This is a genomic window from Streptomyces sp. NPDC007896 (genome assembly GCF_042959425.1).
Lineage (GTDB): Bacteria > Actinomycetota > Actinomycetes > Streptomycetales > Streptomycetaceae > Streptomyces.
Window position 1 is genome coordinate 1 of sequence record NZ_JBIBKX010000005.1, and the last position, 24147, is coordinate 24147.

Sequence of the window (24147 nt, forward strand, 5' to 3'; positions counted from 1 at the left end):
GCGGGACTGCCGGCGGCGCGGCATGCGCGCTCCCGTCCTCGCCGTCGGCGACGGAGCCCTGGGCTTCTGGAACGCGTTGAACGAGGTCTTCCCCGCAACCCGCCACCAAAGGTGCTGGGTTCACAAAACGGCCAACTGCCTCGACAGCCTCCCGAAGTCAGGTCAGCCCGCGGCAAAGAAGGCCATCCAGGACATCTACGACGCCGAGGACAAGGAGCACGCGGCCGCCGCGGTCAAGGCGTTCGCCAAGCAGTACGGCGCGAAGTTCCCCAAGGCCGTCAAGAAGATCGTCGATGACGAGGAGGAGCTGCTGGCCTTCTACGACTTCCCCGCCGAGCACTGGATCCACCTGCGGACCACGGATGTAATCGTCAAGGAGGGCAGGTCACGGGCCAGCGCCGGGGATGGCGGGCAGGCGGGGCCTGCCGCTCGGGCGCGTGGGCTGCCACTGGGCCGCCGGCAGAGCGTAGGCGCGTTCGGCCTGTTCGGCGATCTCGCGTTCGTGGCGGCGCAGTTGCTTGTTGTTGTAGTCGTAGCCCGCCCCGCGGCGGGCGATCCGGCGTTCGGCGCCGGCGGTCAGCTCGAGCTTGCGGCGTTTGAAGGCGACCAGGCTCGGGCGGGCGAAGGCGTGGTCCTGCTCCTTGGTGACCAGGTGCCAGGCGATGACGGCGATCTTCCGGGCGACCGCGACGATCGCGATCTGCATCCCGCGCCGGGCCGCGATCCGCTGGTGCAGGGCCCGCAGCGGGCCCGGGGAGCGCAGCGCGGCGAACGCTGCCTGCACCAGCATCCCGCGGGCCTTGCCGCAGCCGGCCTTCGTGATCCGGCCATGGTGGGCAGGTGTCCCGCCGGACTGGCGCACCCGCGGGTTCAGGCCGAGGTAGGACACGAGCTTGTCCGCGGTGGCGAAGCGGTGGAAGTCCCCGACCGCAGCCAGCACGGTGACCGCGGTCATCGCGTCCCCCGGGGATGGTCATCAGGCGTCGCACGACCGGGTCGTCCAACGCCTCGGCGGCCAGCCGCCGTTCCACCTCGGCGAGTTCGGCACCGTAGAAGTCGAGCCGGCGCAACAAGGCGCCCACGGTCTGCCGCTCGTCGGCCGGCAGCGTCTGATGCTCCAGCCAGGCCCGGCCGTGGGTGCCGAAGAGATCGGTCACCGGCGGCCGCGGCAGCATGTTGCGGTGCAGCACCGCCGCCCTCGCCATGGTCTTCAAGCTCGTCGAGTCCGCCCAGGCCCGCTGGCGAGCCGTGAGTGCACCCCACCTCGTTGCCCTCGTCCGCGCTGGGGCCCGCTTTGAACGCGGCCGGCTCGTTGAACGGCCACAGACGACCGCGGCGTGAATAGGGTGGCGGACCTGCCTCGAAGTTCGAGAACATCCGGTCATGTTGGATGGCACGGCAGGACAGGACCTTCCGGTCGGCTTCGGGTTCCGGCCGTATCGCGGCGACGAAGACCACGGCGCCATGGCCGCGGTGCGGCTGGGGTGTGTTGAACGGGACCGGGTCGATGTCCATTCGGTAGTGGAAGGGCTCCCGACAGCGGCCGAGATCGCCGAAGCTTCTGCCGAGTTGGAGGAGCCGTCCAAGAACCAGATCCTGGTGGTGCTCGACGGGAGCGTCGTCGGCTACTCGACGATCCGGTGGTGGCAAGAGCGGGACGATACGTGGCTGTACCTGCACCGCGGCTACCTCTTGCCCGAGCATCGCGGCCAGGGCATCGGCTCAGCCGTGCTGAGCTGGGCCGAAGAGCGGATCCGCCAGCTCGTCAAACAGCATGAAACGGCGCGGACGGCAGTGATCGGCGCGAACGCCATGGCCTCCGAGCAGGACGCCACGGCACTTCTGCGCGCAGCCGGCTACCGACGTGTCTTCAGCCTGGTCGAGCTGGAGCTGGGCGATCTGCAGCATGTGCCCGAGCCGGGCAGCGAGCTGCCAGCCGGGATACGGACAGGGCCGATCGGGACAAGCCACTACCGTGCAGCCTGGAGGACGGTCGTCGATTCGTACGCGGACCCCGGTTTCACTCAGAGATGGCCCTTCCAGGACTTCGTCGACACCGCCGACCCGGCATGCTGGAGGGCTGCCTGGAACGGGCAGGACATGGTCGGCGTCGCCCTCTGCTCCATCCGCCGTCACGACCACACCGTGGGCGAGGTGGAAGAGCTGAGTGTCCGGACGGACCAGCGACGCCTCGGAATCGGCCGGGTCCTGCTGCTGGACGGGCTGCGGAGCCTTCGCGAGCAGGGTGCAACGACCGCTCGGCTGTTCACGGGCACGGCAAATCCGCACCGGTCCTACGACCTTTACGAGAGTGTGGGGTTCCAGCGGCAGAACGAGTACGTCCGTTACCGCAAGCCGCTTGCTTGATCGACCGGTCATTGGGCTGTCGGGTCAGTCCACAGGATTTGACCATGCCTCCCACGGCTCCCGGCGGAGAGGGTCTCTTGTCGTGGTAGGCCCTGGAACACCGTCGTCCCTGCGCCCGCGGGGGTAGCTCGACCGATGAGCTGGGGCGCCCGCCGGTACGGGAGGTGTCCCCGCCCGCGCGGGGTTCTCCCGGCACCACGACCCGTGGGGTTCTTTCTCGGAGTCGTCCCTGCCTGCGCATGGGTTAGGTGCCGTCGGGCCAGGGGAATCCGAGTTCTTCGGCACGTTCGCGGTTTCCCCCGCATACCTGGCGTAGGTCTTTGGGTCCTCCTCGGCCAACCGGCGCAGGGCGGCGGCTGCCTGTGCCTCGGGCGAGGTGCCGTTGTCCGGTATGACCCAGCGGAATTGGAGGGGGATGCCGTCCGGTTTCCCGGCGGCGAGTCCTGGCGCGTACGAGAAGGTCACCACGGTGGTGTCCGGGTCGTTGAAGCCGCTGCTGATCCAGCCCCGGCGTGCATCCCACCGGCTCAGCAGCCCCGGCCGTTCCATCAGCCCTGCTTTGATCAGGCGTGCCGTGGTGCGGGCCGGCCAGGACCAGGAACGCTCGGTTTCCGCCCGGGCGATCTCCGCGTCGTAGGCGGCGGCGTCGAACCGGTAGGCAGGCAGCTCGGGCGCGAGCTCCCGGGAACCCGGCATGGTGGGTGGCCGCCGCCAGTCCTCCCACACGACGTGATCTCCCTCGCGTCGGATGGTGACGTACAGCGCGCCGCAGCACCCCTCGGTGCAGTAGGCCTCTGCGATTTGTACTTCGCGGGGCTCCGGCCCGGCCCGGAGCCGGCCGTCGTCCAGGAGGTGGTCGGGGCTGTGGGCGGGACCGCGGGCGAAGACCGCCGGGACAAGGGGACGCTCGTCGAGGAGGATGCGGGTCTCGACGGGTTCCCGGTCCACAGGGTCGCCCGCCACGATCTCGACACGCAGCCTGCCGGGCGTGGCTGGGCGCATGAAGGGCTGTCGCCCGGTGCGCCGGATCCAGCCGGCCCGCAACCGCTGGTCCGCCTCGTCTGCGTCGGTGTCCACCAGTGAGGCCCATTGCGGTTCGGCCAGTAGCCGCCCGAGTGATTCCAGCAACGCCGTGCGCCGACCGGGAAGCCAGTCCAGCAGCATGCCGGGACCGCTGCTCAGGTCCAGGGCGAGCGAGAGCAGGGTGGCGTGGTGGTCGAGGGTCGGCGGCAGGAGCCTGGCCCGTGTGACGACGCTTTCGTACAGGGTGAGCGCGTCATGGTAGGCGAGGAGGTCGGTCGGGGTGTCGCGCGTGCATCCCATCCGGACGAGGAGCCTGCCCGCCCGGGCGAGCAGGGCCGTGTCGGAGGGGTGTTGGTCAAGCAGGTCGGGCAGCCGGGTGGCCTCCGCGATCCGGCGGGCAGCCGTGGTGCTGAGGAATCGGGGGGCGGCAGAGAACGCTTCCAGCTCCGTACGGATCGCTTGGGGGTCCCTTGTCCACAGGGCACGGACGAGTGGCCGCAGTTCGTCGTGGCGGGTGTAGGCGATGAGCCAGATGACGGCGGCGGACCGGCGGTCGAGGATGTCGAGGGCGTCGATGGCCGGGCGGGTGACCTCCCGGATCAGGCCGAGGGCGGAAAGATACGGGACGTCTTCGGACTCGCCGAGGCGGATGAGCAGGGCGAGGCCAGCGGTGACGGCGGACACGGTGGTGCCGGTCCGGGTCAGCTGCCGGCCCAGCGACCGGGCCGCGTCATGCTGCCCGGCCTGCAGTGGCAGATTGGAGACGGCGGCCCGGATCAAGTGCTTGTGGCGGTCCCCTATGCCAAGCCGAGCGAAGCGGCGGTGCAGGGTGGCGGAGTCATCCGGTAGCGGGCTCAGCGCTTCCCGGACAGCGTTCTCCGCCTCTTCGCGGGACGGCAGGGCATCGCCGGGTCCGGGCTCCTGAGGGAGGGAGTAACCACGCCGGGGCGGGACTCCGTCGGGGGACTGGCGCAACACGCGCAGAGCGTGGTCGTACAAGGCAAGCGGGAGGGTGAGCGCGTCACGCTCTTCCTGGGCGCTCACCGGACGCAGTGGGACTCGATTCCGTAGGTCATGTGCGCAGCCTGCCAGCCCGCTTCCACTCTGTCGAAGGAGTTTGGGGGAAACCAGAGGAAAGTTCGTCCAGGATCATCGACCGCATCAACACCACGATCGACCGCTCATGCGGCCCGTAACTGCGATGCAGGCGAAGCAGGCGAAGGAAAACGGGCACCCTTGCCGGCATCACCGCAGGTCAAGAAGTGTCGTCCCCGCGTCCGCGGGGGTAGCTCGATGTTCCTGAGCTTGCCGTTCATGGTCCGGCGTCGAGCGGGGCAATGCGGGGCGACCTGCGGCCGACGTCCAGGTGAACCCGCAACCCGGGCAAAGCCGTCTCCTGCCACAGCCGCGTAACAGCGGCCGCGCAGGGGACAACTCCTGCCCCCACTCCGCCGGTCGAACCTGGTGGCTCGCACACCTGCGCCGCGGCGGAACCGGTGTCGCCCGGCGCAACTCCTCTACTCCCGACCGAAGTTGGAGTTGACCCGTGCCCAGGAAGTCCCTGCCGAGTCGGCTTGCCGCCAACGCCAAGTCCAGCTCCGTCAGTTACCAGGTCAACAAGAAGAAGGTGAAGGCAGGCGACATCCTGACCGTCCAGGGCAAGTTCGCCCTCCCCAAGGGGGTCGAGCCCGGCGGCACAGAGGTCTACCCGCAGACCTACTGGGAGGACGAAGCTCCCGATCACCAATACCTCGCTCCCCCGCACGTAACCCTCCAGACGGCGGGACCGGGCCCAAGGGAGCCGTAGCCCCCGGGAGAACGGAGCCCATGAGTAGCATCACACTTCCGGTCGGAGTTCTACGCGTGCATGACCTCGCGGAGCGACGCGCTTTGTCGAGCGGTTCGTCGCTGCCGGCCAGTGGCAGGAAGGCGACGCGGAAGTCCTGGTAGCGCTGGACGCCGGATACGACGCACCACGCATTGCCCATCCGCTGGACGGACTGCCAATGCAGACCCTCGGCCGGTTCCGATCCGACCGCGTGATGCGACGGCCGACACCACCACAGGTCTACGACCCCAAGGGCGGCCGGCCACCCAAGCGTGGCGGCGAGTGCGTCTTCGGGGACCCGAGCACCTGGGACACCGAAGTCGAAGGCGCCGTCGACCGCTGCCGGCAGTCCTTCCTCCGCCGCATCGACATCGAGGACACCGCCCCGCTGCCCGGCAGGACATGACATGAGCAAAGTCCTTGCCATCGGCGAGGTGTTCAGTCGTCCCGCCCACCGCAAGTTCGGCACGAGAAGTGAGGATGGCGAAAGCGTTCGTGGAACGGTCACGGTGACCGTTCCACGAACGGAAGTCATGGACCGGGTGAGGCACCTGAGCAAGAGGTGACAGTCACCATCGTGACCTCGGCCAGCGGCTCATGGGGTCTGCTCGTCATCGATGAACGCGGCGATCAGGCTGTGGGGTGTGTTGTCGCCGAAGAGGAACTCGTGGAGTTGGGTGCCGTCGGTGGCGGCTTCGGCGGCGCGGGGGAACATGGCCTGCTCGTACTCAGCGAGGGCGACTTCGACGTCGTCGGCGTGAGCGGCGATGGCTTTGCCGAGTTCGGCGCCGTCGTACATGGCCAGGTTGGCGCCTTCGCCGTTCGGGGCCGAGAGGTGGGCGGCGTCGCCGAGCAGGGTCACCCCCGGTACGCGGTCCCACCGGTGCCCGACGGGCAGGGCATGGAGGGAGCGCAGGATCGGCGCGGTGTCACTGTCGGTGATCAGCGCGGTGAGCTCCGGTGCCCAGCCGCTGAACTCCTGCGCGATCCGGGCGGTGGCCGCGGGGGCATCGGTGAAATCGATGGCGGCGAACCAGTCCTGCGGCTCGGTGAGCGCGACGTAGGTGTGAAGGGTCCCGCCGCTCTCCCGGTGAGCCTGGATCCCCTTCCCCGGCGCGAGTGCGAAGAGCGACCCGCCGCCGACCGCCTTCGCGGTGGCAGGGTGCCGGGTGTCGCTGTCGAACAGGTAGGTCTCGATGAACGACCTGCCGGTGTACTCGGGTGTGGCGTCGGAGAGCAGCGGCCGGATTCGTGACCAGGCGCCGTCCGCGCCGACCAGAAGGCTCGTGACGACGGTGGCTCCGTCGGCGAAGGTCACCTCGTGGCGGCCCTCGCCGAGGCCACGGACGCCGTTGACCTTGTGGCCCCACCGGACGGTGCCGGCCGGGAGCGAGTCGAGCAGGATCCGTCGCAGCTCACCGCGCAGCACCTCGGGGCGTCCCCCCGTGCCGTCGTCGGCTTTGTCGAACAGGACGGTCCCGTCCCGGTCGAGGATCCGTATCGCCTCGCGGCCCTCCAGGATGAGGCTACGGAACTCGTCGGTCAGGCCCGCCGCCTGCAAGGCCAGTTGGCCGTTGTAGTCGTGGATGTCGAGCATCCCGCCCTGCGCACGCGCCGTCGGTGAGGCCTCCGCCTCGTAGACCGTGGCCGAGACGCCGTGGACGTGGAGGACGCGGGCGAGGGTCAGTCCTCCGAGCCCAGCGCCGATGATCGTGACGTCAGTGGTCATGGTGATTCCTTGCCTGTCGCATGCCTGCCGGATGGGCACCCGGCAGGATCTCCGGAAAGATTCCAGACCCCGCCGACAAGCCGCTGACATCGGACCGACAGCCCCCGATATGCGACCGACACCCCGGCTCAGCCGCCCGATCACCCCGGGACAAGAAGCTGATCAGCTAGGAGGCCTGGCGCACGATCTGACGCGGACGTTCCAGGCGCCGCAGTACGAAAGGTGCGCGACCTTGCTGGGGTCACCGCCCAACTGCAGACTGCTCAGGTGATCGAACTCCGCCTCGCCCATACGGCCGCAGAGATCGCGCCCGGCGTACACGCCGGATCCTCCAACGGCTCCCGCCCTTCCCGTAGACGTAGTGGCAGCGCGAAGAAGCACGACAGGCGGCAGGATGCGCCCTCCGAGCTGTCGTCACTCCCGCCACCGGACCGGGGCGCGTCGACGCCCAGCCGTGACTGTCCGTCTGTCCGTCTGTCTAGCTATCTGTCTGTCCGTCCGTCCGTCCGTCCGTCGCGAGCCTACGACCGGTCGTTCAAGAGCGGTCGGTCAGTCCTCCGCACGAGGGGTGCGAAGCGGCCTACGCATCGGCCGGGTGGGCCCCAACTCGTTCTGATCGGGTGGCTGCAGGAGTACGGCAAGGTCTGCTCGTTCGATGGGCAGGAGCCGCGGGGACTCATCCGCCGGGGGCATGCTCCTGATGGCGCTCGGGCCGGTGCCGAGTCGGCGTCGTTCGGTGCTCATGACGGGAGTCTGAACCCCGCTCCGGGGCAGTCCGTGGGCACCCCCCTGTCTGCTCCAGCCGTTTGATCACGGTGTGGACGTCAACGCGCCACATGGGTGCTTGCAGTGCGACGCTGACCGCCGCTCTCGGGCGAGGGGGGCTGCCGGCGGCATGAGCCGACTGGAGAGAATCAGGACGTGACCCCTCCGAAAGAGATCTCCCGCGATTCCCTGCTCCGCAAGGGCTTCGTCCTGGAATACGCCACGCTGGCCTGGAACGCCATCGGCATCGTGGTGCTTGCTGTCGCGGCGGCCTCCGCCCGGTCGGTGGCACTGGCAGGGTTCGGACTGGACTCCCTGATCGAGATCGGCGCCTCGACGGTAGTGATCTGGGAGCTGTCGGGCACCGGTGAAGCACGTCGGCATCGCGCGCTGCGGCTGATCGGCGTCGGATTCGGGGCGCTCGCGGTCTACCTGCTGGTGCAGTCCACCTGGGTGCTGGCCGCCGGCTACCACCCGCGCCATTCGCCGCTGGGCATCGGGTGGACCGCGGTCACCGCCGTCGTGATGTTCGCCCTCGCCGCGGGCAAGGCCCGCACCGGCGCCGCCCTGGACAACCCGGTGCTCAAGACCGAGGGCCGTGTCACGCTGATCGACGGCCTGCTGGCCGCCGCGGTCCTGCTCGGCCTGGCCCTGAACACCGCCGTCGGCTGGTGGTGGGCCGACCCGGCGGCCGGCTACGTGCTGGTCTACTACGCAATCCGCGAGGTCCGCGAGATCTTCACCGGCGACCACTGAAACAGACAGCCACACCGGCCCCTTCCCCGCTGGGTGGTGATCCGGCGTACGAGCGGTTCCCGGCCCTGGAGGAGTCGTCCCTCGTGTCGGCGTACGCGTGAGCGTGCCCAATCACGTACGGATGAACGGGGTCTGACGCTGATCTCGTCACGGTTCCGGGCCGAGCTGGGCATCCTTCGAGTGTGCGGGGCAGGGGATTTGGGGCGGTGATCGAGGTGTTGGTACGCCGGTTCAAGTGCGGTGCGCGCCGCTGCCCGGCGGTGACGTTCGCCGAGCAGATCGCTGGGCTGACCAGCCCGCACGCCAGATTCACCCCGCTGCAGAGAGCGCGGTTGACCTGGAGAAGCACGTCGGCCCATCGACGTGTTGCCCGGCCGCGAGGCCGAGCCGGTCGCCCACCGGCTCGCCGACCACCCTGAGGTGGAGATCATGTGCCGTGACCGGGATTCGGCTTACTCGGAGGCCGCACGGCCGGCGGCGCCGCGGCGAGGGGATCCCACCGATGCCGGACGGGATACCGGACAGGGATGCTGGACTCCCGCGGGCGACCACGCCGTATCGTCGCCACGATGCTCCGGAAGCACGCGAAGGTCCAGCAACTCCTCTGTCAAAGCTGGTCGTTACGCGGCATCATTCCGCGACCTGAACCTGGACTACTACGCTGTCCGCCGCTTCGCCCGCGCTCCCTGAGCCTCGTTGCTGCCGGTCCGTCCTGTCAGGCGCCACCGTCGTCCTGGACGCCCGCCGGGGCTGAACCGGATTGCGCTGGCAGGCATCATTCACGTGCTCCGGTAAAGGCGCTGCCTGTCAAGACGTCCCCGATCAGGTGGTGGGGTGCTCGGAGATGACCAGTCGGCGCCGCTTGCGGGACTGGACCGAGGCCGGTGTCTGGCCTCGGCCGTCGACCACGGCAGGACCGGTTCTCAACACCATGTGATCGTGGATCGTTGCGAGGAGGCGGGACCCCACTGGCTGTCTCAACGCCGCGCCGACCTCCACCCAGCGCCTGCTCCGGCTCGCCTGCAGCCTCATCTGCCTGCGACGAATCAGCAAGTAGGTTCAGAACAGGATGATCGGGTTAGTGAGCGCCGCCATGTGCCCGTGCGGGTGGCGTACCTCGATCCGGATGAACGCCGACTCCTGCGCTGTGGTGAACCACTCGGCGGTGCCAGTGCCGTTGCCGGGAAGTGCTTCGCGGTGGACCTTGCCCCGGTCGGTATGGAAGCTGACGGTCGCCGACGGGACGCCGCGTACGTGTGCCCGCACAGCGACCTTCTGTCCCAAGGTCTTGAGGTGCTCGCCCACCTCTGCGCCGTGTTCACCCACGGAGGCAGTGAGCGACACTTCGACGGTGGCCGATTCGGCGATCCAACTCCGGCCCGCGCGGATGCCGGCAAGGATCGCCTGCGTGCTCAGCTCCTCGGCGAACACAACGGTGTGCGGGATGCCGATCTGGCCCTCCAGATGGGTGTCGCTGTTGCCCATCGCCGGACGCCACTGACCCTTGTGGACATCTGCGGCCAGACTGCGTCCCCACTCGGCCAGGGCCGCCTCGTTGTCGGTATTCCACGGTCGGTCCGACGTCCACAGCCCGTTCCATACCTCGACCACGTCAAAGCCCTGGTACGGATACATGAAGCCGCCGGTCGGATAAGGCGCGTGCGGGTGCGCTGCCACGCACAAGCCACCGACTCCATGAACCTGATCCAGGTGCTGGTCGATCAGCCCGTCCCGCACCCGGTACTCCCAGTCGACCACCTGCCCGGGGCCGATACCGAGAGCGAGCCAATGCCCGGTCTCGGTCGTCACCTCCTCGCCAAGGACCACCAGGAGATCGTGATCGACGTGGGGAGCCCAAGCATCATGCGCCTCGGCGGTGTTGTGTTCCGTGGTCGCGATGAAGTCGAGCCCTACCGCACGCGCACCGGCTGCCAGCTGCTCCGGGGTGAGCTCGCCGTCCGAGTGCACGGAATGGACGTGGCAGTCCCCGCGATACCAGCTACGCCCTCGGCCAGCCACGCGCAGGGGCGGGAAGTTCGCCACCGGCATTCATCTCCTCCATCGTTTCCTGCCAACCGAACGCATGCAGGGTAAGAGGAGCGGAGAGGGATTCGTAGTCGCGGGCCTCGATACGCTGACCCAATGTTCAGTTCCGTAATTGCGTTCGCCGGTGCGGCTTTTCTGATTGCGATGGTCCCGGGGCCGAGTACGGCCGTGATCCTGCGCCGTGCGGTGATGAACGGCCGCAGAAGCGGTATCGCCACGGTCCTGGGCAATGAGTGCGGGGTGCTGCTGTGGGGCCTCGCGGCGGCGTTGGGGCTCTCCGCCCTCCTGCTGGCCTCGCAGGTCGTCTACGACGCGATGCGGATCTTCGGCGCCGCGCTCCTGGTGTGGATGGGGGCGCGAGCGTGGTGGCGGGCGCGGCGGCCTGGCGGGCCGGGTGAGGAACCGGCGGAAACGACGGCGGTGTCGCACCGACAGGCGTACTGGCAGGGATTGGTCACCAACTTCGCCAATCCCAAGGCGGGCGTGTTCGCCGTGTCCTTCCTGCCGCAGTTCGTGCCGCAGGGAGCTCCCATACTGCCGACCCTGCTCGCCTTCTCGGTGATCTGGGCCGTGATCGACCTGCTCTGGTACCTTCCACTGATCTGGCTGGCCGGACGGGTCCGCGGTGTGCTCCAGCGGCGGTCGATTCAGCGCCGGATGGAGCAGATCTCCGGGGCTGTCCTGGTCGGGCTGGGGCTGCGCCTGGCGGTCGAGTCGTAGGCAGTCGGAGCCGGTCCCGTCCCGGCCGCTCACTCGCTCGCTCGCTCAAGGGAAGAGGACCGCTGTGCACGCTGTCATCGTCTGGTGGGACCTGTCCGCCTCCGGCCAGACCATCGAATCCATGCGTGCGTATCTGCGCGAGGAGTCGGTGGACGCGTTCGCCGAAGTGCCCGGGCTCCGCTTCAAGATGTGGGTCTCCGATCCGGACGCCAACAGGTGGGGCGCCGTCCTGCTCTGGGAATCGAAGGAGGCGGCTCAGCAGCCGTTGCCCAGTCGGGCGCTTGAGCTGATCGGTTACCCAGCAACAGTCGCGCACACCTTTGACGTCGAGGCCACGATCGAGGGCCGCTACGAGACGCAGCAGCTCGGACGGCGCGGCCTGGCCTTCGACGAGAGCGCCGCAGCAGTGCAGCAGTGATGGCTGGTGGTTCCCGCCAGTCATCGAACGTCCAAGCCCGGAGCCGGGCTGTGCGCGACGCCGTATTCGCGGGCGAGGCGGTTGGCCTCCGCGGCGGCGCCCGTCATCCGGTGCAGCCACAACCCGTACGCCACTGGCTCCATCTGCTCCTGCGTCAGATACCGCTGCCACCGCTTGATCCCGTGATCACACGATGCCGCCCTGACCTGCTCTGCCAGCCGTAGGCGAAGGTCGTGGCCGTACGGCGTCAGGCGGCCCGACCACCGCACGGGCCGCCCCTCCAGAACCGACAGCTCCGCGCGGTCCTCCCAGCCGACAAGCTCCACCAGGCCCTGACTCTCCAGCGCGTTCACCTGCTGCTGGGGCGGCTCTACATGCCGGCCGCCGGCCAGGTGACCGCACGCAACGACCGGCTGAACGACGAGCCCGAACTGGTCAACACGGACCCGTACGGCGACGGATGGCTGATCGAGATCAGCCTCAAGGACCCGAGCTCCGACGGCCTGCTGAGCGCGAAGGAGTACGACGCCTACATCACGTCCGGGGATTAGCCCTCCCACGTGTGGCGGGGCCCAGCCAGGCCCCGCCACATTCCTCGCGGTCAAGGGCGGCGGCCGGACGGCCAGGACGTGCCACTGTGGTCGGATTCCGGCCATAACCCTGTCGCCTGGCCGAATCCAGTGCCATGCTGTGACGGCGGTGATCCTCTTGCCCCAGGCGGAGGCCCCCGCCCTTGGGCCCGTCCGTGTGCTGTCACCTTGGCGGGCCGCGCCGTCCCTCCCGGCCTCCCCACGGGAGGGCCGACGGCTGCGCAGACATCTCTGTGCGGCACGGGCTCCGGCCAGAAGGGCGGACGGGCGGACGGGCGGACCCGAAAACGGTTGGTGCGTGACCGCTCCACCTACGAAGTCCCGCCTACCGTCCAGGCGAAGGACGACGAACCGTTCGAGCCGGCCCAAGCGGTGCGCGCCCAGGACGTCGACCTCCGGACGGTTGCCCAGCGCGTGGAATCGTGGCGGATCCTGCTGGTGCTGACGAACACCGAGGTCGCTCGGTGACAGACGATCGCCGTGAGGCGATCACGCCGCCGCCCGTCTCGAGGGTCCCGCCCGCCTCTCACACCAGGGCCAGTGGCCTGCACAAATCAAGATGGAAGGACTCAAGAGTCAATCACCAGCGGGCAGGGACGCAGGCTTGCGCAGCAGCCACTGTCCCAACGTCCGACGGGGGGACCGCACCACGACGCGACCAAAGCTCTTCTTGCCGACCAACTCCACTCGCAGTGTGATCTGCGCACCAGTGGTCGGAGCCTGACGGATCTTGACCTTGCTGTGTTCCAGTGTCAGGGCATCGGCATCGACCACGATGCCCGGCTTGGTGACCAGCGTCAGGGTCTTGCCTTGCATGTCCACATCGATCCGCAAGGTGTCCTGCGTAATCACTGCCTGAGTGAAGTCGAGCGTCACCTCGCACCACTCCACTGCGAGCTCCAGCCTCCGCGGCACCACCCAGCGCCCCACACGTTCGACCACACTGAACCTCCGGTCGATCCGGAGCACATCCTTGACCTCTGCTACGGCCGCGCCGGTCGAGGTCGACACGGGCGGCAGGTCAGCGGTGAGCGGCGTCAGTTCGCCGACGGTGCGCGCCGACAGAGCAGCCTCCAGACGCTCGTCCAACTCGGCCGCGGTCAGCAGGCCGTCCCCCGCCGCGACACGCAGCACGTCCACCACTCGGTCCCGGTCCGCATGAGAGGCCCGCAGCTCGGGCGACGAGCCGGGGCCGGAGTGCTTCCCGGTGGGCGAGATCTCCTGCGACATGCTTCCGTCCTGATCCTGTCGAAGGTCTTCGCGCGATGCAGCTGGCGGCACGACGAGAGGACTAACGCTATATCGCGACATGAGTCCCGGCCAACCCCCAACAAGCAGGAGAGGCGATCGTCAGCATTGATCCGCATGCCCCCACAGCAGCCGCCTCGGTGACGCCCGCCGTTGATATGTCCCCGCTGTTCCCGGCCCGCCTGGCACTGGAGGACTACGCCCAACGGCCGGATCAGGGGCCACCGTAGCTCCCGCAGCGGACCCCCCGGGTCGTCATCGCAGGTGACGACCCCGATCCCTCCCGCCGCCTAGCGTGCTGCACATGATCGGGATCGTCCGGCGACTGCCTGGCGTTCCTCTCGCCCCCTCCTTCGCGCCGGTCCAAGGATTTGTCATGCCCAAAACAACATCCGATGCGGTCGGTCCGGCAGCCCTCACCCTTCTCCTTGGCCTGTGGGGGATCAGACGCGAGAACAGCATGTGGCGCGACGAGGCGGCGACGTGGCAGGTGGCCCACAGGACCGTTCCCGAGATCTGGCACCTGCTGGACCGGATCGATGTCGTCCACGGTCTCTACTATCTGTTCATGCACGGCGTTTTCGCCGTCTTCGGAGACAGCCTCCTCACCCTGCGACTGCCCTCCGTTGTGGCCATGGCCGGCGCCGCCGCCCTGGTCACGCTCCTGGGTACCCGACTGGCCGACCGGTGCACGGGGCTGGCCGCGGGCCTGACTTTCGCCCTGATCCCCGCGGTCCAGACTTCGGCGCGGGATGTCCCGGAGAGATGCGCCGCCTGCTGCGCGGGGCAGGTGCTTGTTCGCGCAGTACGGGCTCATCGGCGAAGGCGGGGGACGAGAGGGCGATGACCCCGTCCAGCCCCACGTCGTCATTGTCGGTGATCGTGATGCGGCTGCCGGCACGGAAGGACCTGACATCCCATTCCGACTGGGGCCAGGTGGCGTTCGCCACCCAGCGTTCCTCCCGGTCGGGCGGGGGCATCTTCTTGACCTTGTCCCGGCAGGCGCGACGCGCTGCCTCGTCGACCGGTTCGACGCGTACGTGTGCCCACGGGGCCCCGTGCTCGGCCGGGCGTGAGGCTTCGGCACTGGTCAGCGTGACCGGGTAGGTGCCGGGCCGGGCGTCGCAGGCGATGGTGACGGCGGCCGTCAGCGGGGTGCCGTCATCCGCATCCGACCGGCCTTCAGCAATACCGGGGAGGTAATGGTGTCGCCGTTCACGGCCTGTCCGCTCGCTGCGGTGACGGCCAGCGTGTCGCCGGGGTGCACGGACCGGACACTGCCGAACGGCAGCGGTGCCGGTTCGGCGGCGAAGGCGGGTCCGGCGGCCAGGAGGGGCAGCAGGAGCGGCAGTACCACCACTGCCGCGGTGCGGAATCGGTCCAAGGCCTCGCCTGCCTGCCTTGTGACGCCGCGTCAAGCCGCAGGTGACGCTAAGCTACTCACCAGCATGTCGAACATATGTCCGATTATGTGAGATCGGTATTGCCCGCCGTTCGGCTTTCTCCAAGACGGAAAGACACCTCGTTGAGTTCCAGTTCCAGATGGATTCCGGCCCTAGCGCTCGGTCTGTGCGCGGGCGTACTCGGCACAGGCCAGGCGCTTGCCGCGACCGGTGCTCCGGTGCCGCCGGTCCCGGCTGCAACGATGGCCCGTACGACAGAGTCCGGGGCGGCGGCAGTGTCGCCTGCCCCCTCGGCGACGCCGACTCCCGCCCAGCCCAGCCGCCCGTCTGTCTCCCCGGCCTCCTCCGGAGGCCCAAGCCTGAGTGAGGAGGAGAAGTACTGGACTGCCGGTCGCATGGACAACGCGGTCCCGCTCGACAGCCCACCCGACCGGGCCCCTGCAGCCTCGGCGTCCCACATCGGCGCGCGCGGCACGCCACCGACCGGCACGCCTCATCCCGAGCACTTCGGCGGCCACCCGATGGTGGGCACGTTCTTCTACGACGGCAAGCCCTTGGGTGGCAAGAGCACGTACTGCACGGGCAGCGTGGTGCACACGGCCGCCCATGACATCGTCCTGACCGCCGGGCACTGCGGCCGTGGTCTGGAGAGGGCCACCCACCGCATCTTCGTGCCGCAGTACCGCGACGGGCTGTCCGCCGCGAACCAGCCGCGCGGCGTCTTCCCGGTGTCACAGACGTACATCGATCCGCGCTACGCGGCGAACACCAAGAAGCCCACCTCCGACCTGGACCTGGCCTTCGCGCAGGTCGATCCCAACAGCCGGGGCAAAGTGGAGGACGTGACGGGCGCTCTGACGTTCACGCCCACCACCAACTACACCCACAACGTCACGGTCGTCGGGTATCCCAGCTCCGAACGCGTCAATTCGAAGCACCAGGCGATCCGCTGCCACGTCACCACCTCGCGCCTACCCGGTTACCGGCAGGTGCGCATGACCTGCACCGGCTTCTACGGAGGGGTCTCCGGCGGCCCGTGGATCGAGAACTACGACCGCACCACCGGCACCGGCAAAATCATCGGCAACACCGGCGGGTACAACGGAGGCGGCAACGACGCCAACGACGACTGGGTGACGTACGCGCCCATCTATGGCAAGGACGCCCAGAGCCTGTTCAACGACGCCGCCGCCCATCGCACGGTGGGCGCGAGACCGCCCTACCAGCCGTCGGCGGGCAGCCCGGTCCTGCCCGGCTCGGCGGGCACCTGGCAGCACGCCGGCCTCCTGGCCTCCGGCGACATCCGCCACAGCGGGCACTTCGACCCGACGCGACAACTTCTGGCCTCCAACAGCACCTGGACGCACGCGCGAACCATCACGGCCGACGACTCCACCGGAAACGGGGCCACCGACGACCTCGTCATCCGCTGGTCCGACGACGAGACCACCATGCACACCGCTACCGGCGTCACCCGGCCAGGGACCGAACGCACACTCGTCGCCACAACCCCCTGAGCCACAACCACCGCAGTCCCGACGCCGCGTCTCTCCCTCTCGTCCTGCACGGGACTCCGTCCTGGACCGCCGAAGGCCCTCAGTCCCGGCAGCAGTAGTGGGCTGCCGGCACCGAGTTTCACCCGTGCCGAGTCACTTCACGAAGCGGTACTTCAGGTGAGTGGCAAGGGGCGTGTCGACCACCCTGACCGGCTCAAGGTTCCGTCGCCCGGCGCCCAGTCCCTCGAAGAGCCGCAGTCCCTCTCCGAGCAGCGCGGGCACCACGTGAAGCTGCAGCTCGTCGATGAGTCCCTCCCTGAGGTATTGCTGCACCGTTCTCGCCCCGCCCGCGATGTCGACGTTCTTGTCCCCGGCGGCGGCCTTCGCCTGGTCGAGGGCGCTGTGGATGCCGTCGGTGACGAAGGTGAAGGTGGTGCCGCCCTCCTTGACCAGGGTCGGCCGGGGGCGGTGGGTGAGCACGAAGACCGGGGCCCTGAACGGCGGGTTGCCGCCCCAGAACTCCTCCCCCGTGTCGTACATCATCCGCCCCATGACCACCGCTCCGGTGGCATCGAACCACTCGCGCATCAGCACCGAGTCGCGGTTCTCCTCCCCGCCGGTCATGCCCTGACGCTGCCGCCAGCTCGCCAGGTTGTGGATCCACTCGAAGAGCGGCTCGGCACCGTCGCCTCCCGGGTTGTCGATGGCGACGTTGGTGCCGGCGACGCAGCCGTCGAGGGAGATGGCCATATCCGCGGTTACGGTCACGATGGGGTTGCTCCTGACATCCTGGGATGTGCTGCCTGTACTCTCACGTCGATCGGGAGCTCGCGTATTCGACACTCCCGGCGACACTCGACAGCCCCCACCCGTCAGAGGGTGCCTTCCCGGCGGTTGAACGCCCGGTCGGATTCCCGCCAGCTTCCGGCACTGATGCCAGCAATGCTCGACGTCATGAACCGACTTGAAGGAAACGTGGCCTTGGTCACGGGCGGAAGCCGGGGTATCGGTGCCGCTGTGGCGTTACGACTGGCCGAAGAAGGCGCCGACCTCGTCCTGACCTATGAGAACAGCGCGGAACGCGCCGGCGAGGTCGTGGAACAGATCAAGGCCAGGGGGCGCCGGGCCCTTGCCATCCAAGCCGACAGCGCGGTCCCTGAGGCACTCACCGCCGCGGTGGACGAGGCCGCCGCGATGTTCGGCAGACTCGACATCCTGGTCAATAACGCCGGTGTCTTCCTCGTTGGCCCACTTGAAGACGTGGGGTCGGCAGAGATCGATCGCACTCTGGCGGTGAACGTCCGGGCGCCGTTCGCAGCGTCCCAGGCGGCAGCGCGGCATATGGAACGGGGCGGCCGCATCATCAGCATCGGCAGCAATGTCGCCGAGCGTGCGGTCTTCCCCGGACTGGCGCTGTACTCGATGAGCAAGACGGCTCTGGTCGGGATGACGAAGGGCCTGGCCCGAGAACTCGGCCCGCGTGGAGTCACCGTCAATCTGGTGCACCCCGGCCCCACCGACACGGACGCCAACCCCGCCGACGGACCGAACGCCGAGACGATCGCCGGCTTCACCGCTGTCGGCCGCTATGCGGAAGCGGCCGAGATCGCGGCCACCGTCGCCCACCTGGCAAGTGCGGACGGCGCGTACATCACCGGAGCCTCGATCCATGTCGACGGCGGCTTCACCGCCTGACACGGGAGCTCGACTTCGCGACCGACCTGAGCAGCCCGTAGGAGGGACGGCCGCCGCGTGGTCACCGGGTCTTGTGGACTCCTGGAGATCCCACCGGGCCGGCGGACAGCTTGCCGGATAGGCCGGCCGTCCGGTGCAGCTGGTCGCGGGGCAGCTACTTCCTCGCCTCGTCATGGATCGAGCCGGGTTCCCGGTTGACGCCCGTCGGGCACCACGGGACGCCGGTGGGCGCTACCGGGCATCCCGTGTCGTGTTCACACGTCGAGTGTCTTCTTCAGTGCGGCCAGACCCTCGGCGTAGATGCCGTGGAACAGGGTGATCGCTTCTTCATCGCTTGTCCCTGCCGGTGTGAAGGTGCCGGACCACTCCACACGGCTCTGACCTCCGGGCACTTCGTGCACGGTGAGGGTGGAGCGGTAGCCGGTGACAGGGAACGGGGCCTGGAGAATGGAGTAGCTGTACGTGCGCGCCTGGTTGTCGAACGCTTCGAGGCGTTCGACGATGACGCCGCCTTCCTCGTTCGTGAGGCTACGGACGCGGCCGCCCTCGCTGAGCGTGCTCTTGGGAATGTAGGGCAGCCAGTCAGGCAGGGAGTCGAAGCCGCCGATGAGCTGCCAGACGCGCGCGGCGGGCGCGGGGATGTCGATGGTTGCGGTCGTGGTCGCCATGGTCGTCTCCTGAACAGGTGAGGTAGAGGTCAGGCGCTGGGTACGGGGGCGTCCTGAGCGATCAGCCCCTCCGTGCGCAGAGCCGCCCAGAAGGCCGGCGGGACCTTCTCCCCGAGTGCGGCGACGTCCTCTACGATGCGGCTCGGTCGGGAGGCGCCGGGGATGTCCGCGACAACCGCCGGGTGAGCAAGGGAGAACTGCAGCGCTGCCGCCTTGATGCCGACGCCGTGCTGCCCTGCGAGTGCCTTGATGCGCTCCACCTTGGCAATGACAGGGGCGGGGGCCTTCTGGTACTCGAAGTGCTGCCCGCCGGCCAGGACGCCGGAGCTGTACGGTCCGCCCACGACGATGTCGACGTTCTGAGCCTTCGCCGCCGGCAGAAGCCGCTGCAGGGCCCGCTCGTGGTCAAGCAGCGTGTAGCGGCCGGCGAGGAGGAACGCGTCCGGCTTCGGCTCGTCGAGGTCCAGCGTCAGCTCCAGGGGCTCGACCCGGTTGACCCCGAGGCCCCAGGCCCTGATGACGCCTTCGTCGCGCAGCTTCTGCAGCACCCGGAACGCGCCGGTACGGGCGGTCTCGTATGCGGCGAGCCACTCGTCGCCGTAGAAGTCCTGTGCGACGTCATGCACCCACACGATGTCGAGGCGGTCTGTCTTCAGCCGCTTGAGGCTGTCGTCGATGGAGCGCAGCGTGGCGTCGGCCGAGTAGTCGTTGACGATCTTGTGGGGGCGTCCGTGTTCGAACAGTCCGCCCTTCTCGCCCAAGTCGCGGGCGGAGGGGTCCTCGATCTCGTCGAGGATGACGCGGCCGACCTTCGTACTCAGGACGAACTCGTCGCGGGGGCGGTCGGCCAGTGCTTCACCGAGCCGGATCTCGGACAGGCCCGCGCCGTAGAAGGGCGCGGTGTCGAAGTAGCGGATGCCGTTGTCCCAGGCGGCGTCCACGGTGGCCACGGCCTCCTCGTCGGGTATGGCCCGGAACATGTTGCCCAGCGGTGCGGTGCCGAAGCCCAGACGGCCGGGCAGGAAGGACTTGATGGACATGGTGCGGATCCTTGCTGTGCGAGTGGCGACGGATGTGCTTTCTGCGCCGTTTGCGCGGTCCGTCGGTCTGGCACGTTCGAGGCTAGGATCTAGACTTGAGACTGTCCAAGACTTACTTGGACACACTTGAGTCCTCAGAGGTCTAACATGCTTGACCTGCGGCAACTCCGCTACTTCGTCGCCGTCGCCGAGACCGAACACGTCGGCCGGGCCGCCGAGCGGCTGCACATCTCCCAGTCACCGCTCAGCCGGCAGATCGCGCAACTCGAGCAGAACCTGGGCCTTGCCCTGTTCGAACGCGGCCAGCAGAGAATCCGGCTCACCCGGGACGGCCAGGTCTTCCTGGCCGAAGCCCGCGCGCTACTGCGGCATGCGGATCGTCTGGAGAACCTGGGCCGTCGGCTGGGCCGCGGAGAAGAGGGCGGCCTGTGCATCGGCTACGTCTCAGACGCCATGCACACCGGCATCCTGCCCGGCGCACTACGCGCTCTGCACAACGAACGCCCCGGCATCCACATCGCCCTGTACAACCTTTCGCCGACCGAGCAGTTCGAAGGCCTGCGGCAGCGCAGCCTCGACATCGCGCTCGTCCACGAACCTCCGACCGCGGATGACCCCGACCTGCTGGCCGCACCCCTGCTCGAGGACCCGCTGCTACTCGCCCTGCCCGCCGGGCATCCGCTCGCCAGCCAGGAAAAAGTGGCTCCCGGGGACCTCGATGGTCAGCCGTGGATCGCAGTCAAGAATGCTCAGGACCCCGCCTGGCGCGACACGTTCGTCGCCTCCTGCACGGCAGCCGGCTTCACGCCCGACATCCGCCTCGACGCCGCCGAGCCACTGACCGCGCTCGGCCTGGTCGCCTCCGGGCTCGGACTCGCATTCGTGCAAAAAAGCATGGTGCGCGCCACTACTGAGGATGTCGCGGTGCGCGAGCTTCCCTGGCACGACACATGCATCCAACTGTGGGCCGCATGGCACCGAGTCGACCTGCGGCCCCTCGTGACATCGTTCCGCGCCACAGTCCTGCGCACAAGCAGCACCGCCTAAGGCCTCTCCGACAGGTCCATGCCTTACTGGGCAGCGGGGTGCGCACATGCTCGCGTCCCTCGTTGATGCCGGGCAGCGGCCGAGGCGCCCCGCCGAGTCCGCATGCCTGCGGCGCCTGTCATGGACTCGGCTTCTCAGCTTCACCGTCTGTGCGATGAGCTCAACGCCTTCCGCGCATGCCCCGACGGCGACCTGTCCGTACCGAAGAGCGCTGCGGCGAGTGGACGCTGCATGACCTGGCAGGGCGCCTGGGCTCTTCGAAGGGCCGAGGACCTGGCGCCGGCAGACCGCCCGGAGCCCAAGGTGACTCCGGGCGCGGTCCTCGTGCGCAGGGACAGCAGGGGCTCGGCTGTATTTGGGCGTCGCCGCCCAGTACCAGCCGGGAAAGTGACGCTCACCGCGGGATCGGCGGAACGTGCGTACCGGAGCGACGGCCTCGAACCGGCCCGTCGCACAGTCCCGCAGCAGACGCCGCCGACGCCCGTGCACCGCGCCCACGTACGGCACTGGGTTCGCTGAGAGACAAGTCCGAACGGATCGGTTCGTTGAACAACGCTGACCTGCATGGTTTTCCGATCCGGGGTGCGCGTGTCCCCTGTCGGAGTCGTCGGATTCCCTGGTTCGCGGGTTCAGATACTGCCGGGGCGGACCAGACCGGTCCGTTTGACGGTGGTCAGGATGGGGGTGACCTCGATGCCGGTGATGTGCTCGAGAGTGCCGATCGAATCGGTGAGGAAGGTGTAGAGAGCGTTGAGATCGGCTGCGGCGGCGGCCACCAGGAGGTTGCTCGACCCGGTGGTGGCAGCGGTGAAGCGGACCTGGGGGTGACGGCCGAGTTCCTGTCCGGCCTGTTCGAGGCCGCCGGGTGCGACGGTGATCCACAGCAGTGCTTCCGCGTGAACGCCGAGCATGGCAAGGTCGATCTCGGTTGCGAGCCTGAGGACTTGGCCGCCTGTCAGTGTGTCCAGCCGGCGGCGGACGGTAAGAGCCGTGGTGCCCGTCCGGTGCGCCAGTTCGGTGTATGTGGCGCGCCCGTCCTCGATCAACCCGTCGATGAGCGGACGATCGATGGGCAGTGGCTCGGGAGCAGTGGCGAGCGGCTGCGCGTCGTCCATGAGGCTCACGAATTCCTTCGGCAGCAGGCCGGCGTTCCAGGCGAAACCGGCCGGGAAGACGCGCAGCAGCGCATGTGAGGTCCAGCTCTCAACAGCGGCTGTTGCGGGCAGGTCGCGCAGCAGGAGGGCGTTGCGCGCAGTGGCCCCGTCGAGGAAGAGGACGGTGCAGATTTCGTCTCCACCGCCCAAGACGTCCACCCACAGCGTGTCGGGGCGGCGTGCCAGAGTCGTGGCCACAGCGGCGATGCGGTGGGGGCGGCAGCGGATGCGCAGCGCCATCGGCACCATGTCGGGGAAGCAGGCCGGATTGCGTACGGCCGTGGCACGCAGTGTGCCGTCGTGGTACAGCGGGGCGGCACGGCGCACGACGGTGCGTTCGGAGATGCCGAGAGCTTCGCCCACTGCACGCCAGGACGCTCGCGGCGAGGACATCAGGACCGCGGCGATCCTCCGGTCCGTTTCACTGAGGGAATGGCGCTCTTTCTGCATTCCTGACTCGCCCCCTGTCTTCTTTCCGTGTCAGTGCACGCCGTCTTTGGCTGCTTCCTGCTGCCTCACCGTACAACGGTCGCAGAGCACATCACAGGATGAAAGGCAGGAGCGATGTCGCAGCAGAACCGGCCGATCGTGGCCACGGACAAGGGCAGAGTGCATGGTGCCGTGGAGGGCGCGGTGGCGTCCTTCCGCGGAGTCCCCTACGCGGCCTCTCCGGTCGGGAAGCTGCGCTTCGCGCCGCCGCAGCCGCACCCCGCGTGGAGCGGAGTGCGGGAAGCCGTGCAGGCGGGCCCGGCCGTGCCCCAGGGGCCGTCCAGGCTCGAGCTGGTCATGGGCAACCGGAAGCAGAGCTGGGACGAAGACGGCTCGCTCACACTGAACGTCTGGAGCCCCCAGCATGTGCTGGACGGCAACGCTTCCCTACCGGTCCTGGTGTGGTTTCACGGCGGCGGATTCACCAGTGGTTCGGGCGGCTGGGACTGGTACGACGGGGCCCGACTGGCCGCGCTGGGCAACATGGTGGTGGTCACCGCCAACTACCGGGTCGGCTCGCTCGGCAACCTCCGGCTGCCGGACATCGGTGCCGACAACCTTGGCGCCCAGGACCAGGGCGCGGTGCTGCGCTGGGTGAGGGACAACATCGCGGCCTTCGGCGGCGACCCCGAGACCGTGACGGTCGGCGGCCAGTCGGCCGGTGCCTTCTCCGCCTTTCAGCTCGCGGTCGACCCGGAGACCGGCAGGATGATCCGCCGGGTGATCGCCGAGAGTGGTCCGTGGGGCCTTGAACCGCAGGACCCCGAGCTGGCGACCGAGAACACCAAGTCCTACCTGCGCCTCCTTGGTCTTGAAGACTCCGCGGACCTCACCCACGCGCTGCGCCAGGTGCGTGTCGAGGAGCTGTTGGCCGCCTACTCGAAGCTCATGGTGGACAAGGCCGAATTCGGTGTCGTCGCGCCGCCGATGTACCCGGTGCTCGGCGGATCGGGCATGCCTTACGCGTGGAGGCAGGCACTCGATGCAGGCGCCCTGGCCGGCAAGGACCTGCTCATCGGATCGACGAGGGACGAAATGACCGCCTTCTTCGCGTTCGACGAGCGCATTCAGACGCTCACGCGTGAGGAAGCACTGAACTTCCTCGTCAGCCTGCACGGTGGTGAGGCCCAGGCGCTCTACGAGCGGCACGAGGCACAGTGTCCCGATGCAACCCCCGCACAGGTCGTGACGGACGTGGAGACCGAGGCGGTCTTCCAAGGGGGCGTGATCGAGATCGCCACGCACCACGCCGCCGGCGGCAACAACGCGTACGTCTACCAGTGGGACTTTCGTCCCGAGCCCGACGTGGCCAGCCTAGGTGCCACCCACTGCGGGGAGCTCCCGTTCCTCTTCGGCACGTTCGACAGCTACCCGGACAGCCCCATGCTCGGCCGCATCGGGGCTCGGACCGAGGCGCTCTGGCGGTCCTTCGCAGGTGCTCTGGCTTCATTCGTGACCACCGGCTCCCCCAATGGGGAGGGCCTGACCTCCTGGCAGCCATACGTTGCTGGATCGAACTCCCAGGTCCTGCACTTCGGCTGAACTGAGCGCAGGGCGGCCACAGCACGCCCACGGCTCCGGACCGACCCCGACGCGCAGGCCGTGGCCGCCCTGCCGGCCCCGCGCCGCGACAGGTCCGGACCTGGGCCGGTCAGGGACTTCCGG

23 protein-coding genes and 3 pseudogenes are annotated in these 24147 nt (G+C 68.6%); 15 read left to right on the top strand and 11 right to left on the bottom strand.

Annotated elements, in window-relative coordinates; translation table 11 throughout:
- Positions 1–370, top strand: a pseudogene (locus tag ACFZDJ_RS17290) (transposase); the annotation flags it as partial.
- Positions 371–385: 15 nt separating this feature from the next.
- Here the strand turns inward: ACFZDJ_RS17290 and ACFZDJ_RS17295 are convergent.
- Entirely contained in the window at positions 386–955 is a 570-nt protein-coding gene (locus tag ACFZDJ_RS17295) for a transposase (protein WP_391059865.1), read from the bottom strand.
- Between the two features lie 428 nt (positions 956–1383).
- Between ACFZDJ_RS17295 and ACFZDJ_RS17300 the strand changes: the two genes are divergently transcribed.
- The gene (locus ACFZDJ_RS17300) at positions 1384–2367 is read left to right on the top strand and encodes a GNAT family N-acetyltransferase (RefSeq protein WP_391059867.1); all 984 of its coding nucleotides are present in this window, start codon (positions 1384–1386) and stop codon (positions 2365–2367) included.
- 24 nt (positions 2368–2391) lie between these two features.
- Here the strand turns inward: ACFZDJ_RS17300 and ACFZDJ_RS17305 are convergent, their stop codons facing one another.
- On the bottom strand, positions 2392–4434 hold the full coding sequence (locus tag ACFZDJ_RS17305) for a hypothetical protein (protein ID WP_391059869.1): 2043 nt from the start codon (positions 4432–4434) through the stop codon (positions 2392–2394).
- Between the two features lie 502 nt (positions 4435–4936).
- Here ACFZDJ_RS17305 and ACFZDJ_RS17310 point away from each other — a divergent pair.
- Both ACFZDJ_RS17310 and ACFZDJ_RS17315 read left to right on the top strand, forming a co-directional pair.
- On the top strand, positions 4937–5197 hold the full coding sequence (locus ACFZDJ_RS17310; protein WP_391059871.1) for a hypothetical protein: 261 nt from the start codon (positions 4937–4939) through the stop codon (positions 5195–5197).
- Positions 5198–5282: 85 nt separating this feature from the next.
- Positions 5283–5537 (top strand): annotated as a pseudogene (locus tag ACFZDJ_RS17315) (transposase); the annotation flags it as partial.
- A gap of 276 nt (positions 5538–5813) precedes the next feature.
- Here the strand turns inward: ACFZDJ_RS17315 and ACFZDJ_RS17320 are convergent.
- Positions 5814–6947 (bottom strand): FAD-dependent monooxygenase, encoded by a 1134-nt coding sequence (locus ACFZDJ_RS17320; protein WP_391059873.1) that lies wholly within the window; start codon positions 6945–6947, stop codon positions 5814–5816.
- A 921-nt stretch (positions 6948–7868) separates the two neighbouring features.
- On the opposite strand from ACFZDJ_RS17320, the gene ACFZDJ_RS17325 reads away from it, so the two are divergent.
- Together ACFZDJ_RS17325 and ACFZDJ_RS17330 are read left to right on the top strand one after the other, a co-directional pair.
- Positions 7869–8468 carry a cation transporter gene (locus ACFZDJ_RS17325; protein ID WP_391059875.1) on the top strand — a complete coding sequence of 200 codons (600 nt, stop codon included), beginning with the start codon at positions 7869–7871 and terminating at the stop codon, positions 8466–8468.
- A gap of 696 nt (positions 8469–9164) precedes the next feature.
- Positions 9165–9363: pseudogene (locus tag ACFZDJ_RS17330) on the top strand (transposase); the annotation flags it as partial.
- A gap of 164 nt (positions 9364–9527) precedes the next feature.
- Here the strand turns inward: ACFZDJ_RS17330 and ACFZDJ_RS17335 are convergent.
- Positions 9528–10517 (bottom strand): CehA/McbA family metallohydrolase, encoded by a 990-nt coding sequence (locus ACFZDJ_RS17335; protein ID WP_391059877.1) that lies wholly within the window; start codon positions 10515–10517, stop codon positions 9528–9530.
- Positions 10518–10610: 93 nt separating this feature from the next.
- Between ACFZDJ_RS17335 and ACFZDJ_RS17340 the strand changes: the two genes are divergently transcribed.
- Positions 10611–11234 (top strand): LysE family transporter, encoded by a 624-nt coding sequence (locus ACFZDJ_RS17340; protein ID WP_391059879.1) that lies wholly within the window; start codon positions 10611–10613, stop codon positions 11232–11234.
- A gap of 64 nt (positions 11235–11298) precedes the next feature.
- Entirely contained in the window at positions 11299–11652 is a 354-nt protein-coding gene (locus tag ACFZDJ_RS17345) for a YdhR family protein (RefSeq protein ID WP_391059881.1), read from the top strand.
- A gap of 20 nt (positions 11653–11672) precedes the next feature.
- On the opposite strand, the gene ACFZDJ_RS17350 is transcribed toward ACFZDJ_RS17345, so the two are convergent.
- Positions 11673–12005 carry a DUF6417 family protein gene (locus ACFZDJ_RS17350; RefSeq protein ID WP_391059883.1) on the bottom strand — a complete coding sequence of 111 codons (333 nt, stop codon included), beginning with the start codon at positions 12003–12005 and terminating at the stop codon, positions 11673–11675.
- Between ACFZDJ_RS17350 and ACFZDJ_RS17355 the strand changes: the two genes are divergently transcribed.
- Together ACFZDJ_RS17355 and ACFZDJ_RS17360 are read left to right on the top strand one after the other, a co-directional pair.
- Positions 11886–12203: a glycine cleavage system protein H gene (locus ACFZDJ_RS17355; RefSeq protein WP_391059885.1), complete on the top strand. Its 318-nt coding sequence runs from the start codon at positions 11886–11888 to the stop codon at positions 12201–12203. The genes ACFZDJ_RS17350 and ACFZDJ_RS17355 overlap by 120 nt on opposite strands.
- A 333-nt stretch (positions 12204–12536) precedes the next feature.
- On the top strand, positions 12537–12710 hold the full coding sequence (locus ACFZDJ_RS17360) for a hypothetical protein (protein ID WP_391059887.1): 174 nt from the start codon (positions 12537–12539) through the stop codon (positions 12708–12710).
- Positions 12711–12818: 108 nt separating this feature from the next.
- On the opposite strand, the gene ACFZDJ_RS17365 is transcribed toward ACFZDJ_RS17360, so the two are convergent.
- Entirely contained in the window at positions 12819–13472 is a 654-nt protein-coding gene (locus tag ACFZDJ_RS17365) for a DUF1707 domain-containing protein (protein WP_391059889.1), read from the bottom strand.
- Positions 13473–13866: 394 nt separating this feature from the next.
- Here ACFZDJ_RS17365 and ACFZDJ_RS17370 point away from each other — a divergent pair, with 394 nt between their 5' ends.
- Positions 13867–14337 carry a glycosyltransferase family 39 protein gene (locus tag ACFZDJ_RS17370; protein WP_391059891.1) on the top strand — a complete coding sequence of 157 codons (471 nt, stop codon included), beginning with the start codon at positions 13867–13869 and terminating at the stop codon, positions 14335–14337.
- Positions 14338–14637: 300 nt separating this feature from the next.
- Here the strand turns inward: ACFZDJ_RS17370 and ACFZDJ_RS17375 are convergent, their stop codons facing one another.
- Complete coding sequence (locus ACFZDJ_RS17375) at positions 14638–14874, bottom strand: hypothetical protein (RefSeq protein ID WP_391059893.1); 237 nt, start codon at positions 14872–14874, stop codon at positions 14638–14640.
- Between the two features lie 414 nt (positions 14875–15288).
- On the opposite strand from ACFZDJ_RS17375, the gene ACFZDJ_RS17380 reads away from it, so the two are divergent.
- Positions 15289–16410: a trypsin-like serine protease gene (locus tag ACFZDJ_RS17380; protein WP_391059895.1), complete on the top strand. Its 1122-nt coding sequence runs from the start codon at positions 15289–15291 to the stop codon at positions 16408–16410.
- 132 nt (positions 16411–16542) lie between these two features.
- Here ACFZDJ_RS17380 and ACFZDJ_RS17385 read toward each other — a convergent pair whose 3' ends face one another.
- Positions 16543–17157 carry a dihydrofolate reductase family protein gene (locus ACFZDJ_RS17385; protein ID WP_391059897.1) on the bottom strand — a complete coding sequence of 205 codons (615 nt, stop codon included), beginning with the start codon at positions 17155–17157 and terminating at the stop codon, positions 16543–16545.
- A 174-nt stretch (positions 17158–17331) separates the two neighbouring features.
- On the opposite strand from ACFZDJ_RS17385, the gene ACFZDJ_RS17390 reads away from it, so the two are divergent.
- On the top strand, positions 17332–18084 hold the full coding sequence (locus ACFZDJ_RS17390) for an SDR family oxidoreductase (protein ID WP_391059899.1): 753 nt from the start codon (positions 17332–17334) through the stop codon (positions 18082–18084).
- Between the two features lie 254 nt (positions 18085–18338).
- Here ACFZDJ_RS17390 and ACFZDJ_RS17395 read toward each other — a convergent pair whose 3' ends face one another.
- Positions 18339–18752, bottom strand: a complete 414-nt coding sequence (locus tag ACFZDJ_RS17395) for an SRPBCC family protein (RefSeq protein WP_390935900.1) — start codon at positions 18750–18752, stop codon at positions 18339–18341.
- Between the two features lie 29 nt (positions 18753–18781).
- Positions 18782–19792, bottom strand: a complete 1011-nt coding sequence (locus ACFZDJ_RS17400) for an aldo/keto reductase (RefSeq protein ID WP_391059901.1) — start codon at positions 19790–19792, stop codon at positions 18782–18784.
- Positions 19793–19939: 147 nt separating this feature from the next.
- Between ACFZDJ_RS17400 and ACFZDJ_RS17405 the strand changes: the two genes are divergently transcribed.
- The gene (locus ACFZDJ_RS17405) at positions 19940–20839 is read left to right on the top strand and encodes a LysR substrate-binding domain-containing protein (protein ID WP_390935904.1); all 900 of its coding nucleotides are present in this window, start codon (positions 19940–19942) and stop codon (positions 20837–20839) included.
- A 629-nt stretch (positions 20840–21468) separates the two neighbouring features.
- Here the strand turns inward: ACFZDJ_RS17405 and ACFZDJ_RS17410 are convergent.
- The gene (locus ACFZDJ_RS17410) at positions 21469–22443 is read right to left on the bottom strand and encodes an AsnC family transcriptional regulator (protein ID WP_391059903.1); all 975 of its coding nucleotides are present in this window, start codon (positions 22441–22443) and stop codon (positions 21469–21471) included.
- Between the two features lie 114 nt (positions 22444–22557).
- Here ACFZDJ_RS17410 and ACFZDJ_RS17415 point away from each other — a divergent pair, with 114 nt between their 5' ends.
- Entirely contained in the window at positions 22558–24024 is a 1467-nt protein-coding gene (locus ACFZDJ_RS17415; protein ID WP_391059905.1) for a carboxylesterase family protein, read from the top strand.
- Positions 24025–24147: the final 123 nt, after the last annotated feature.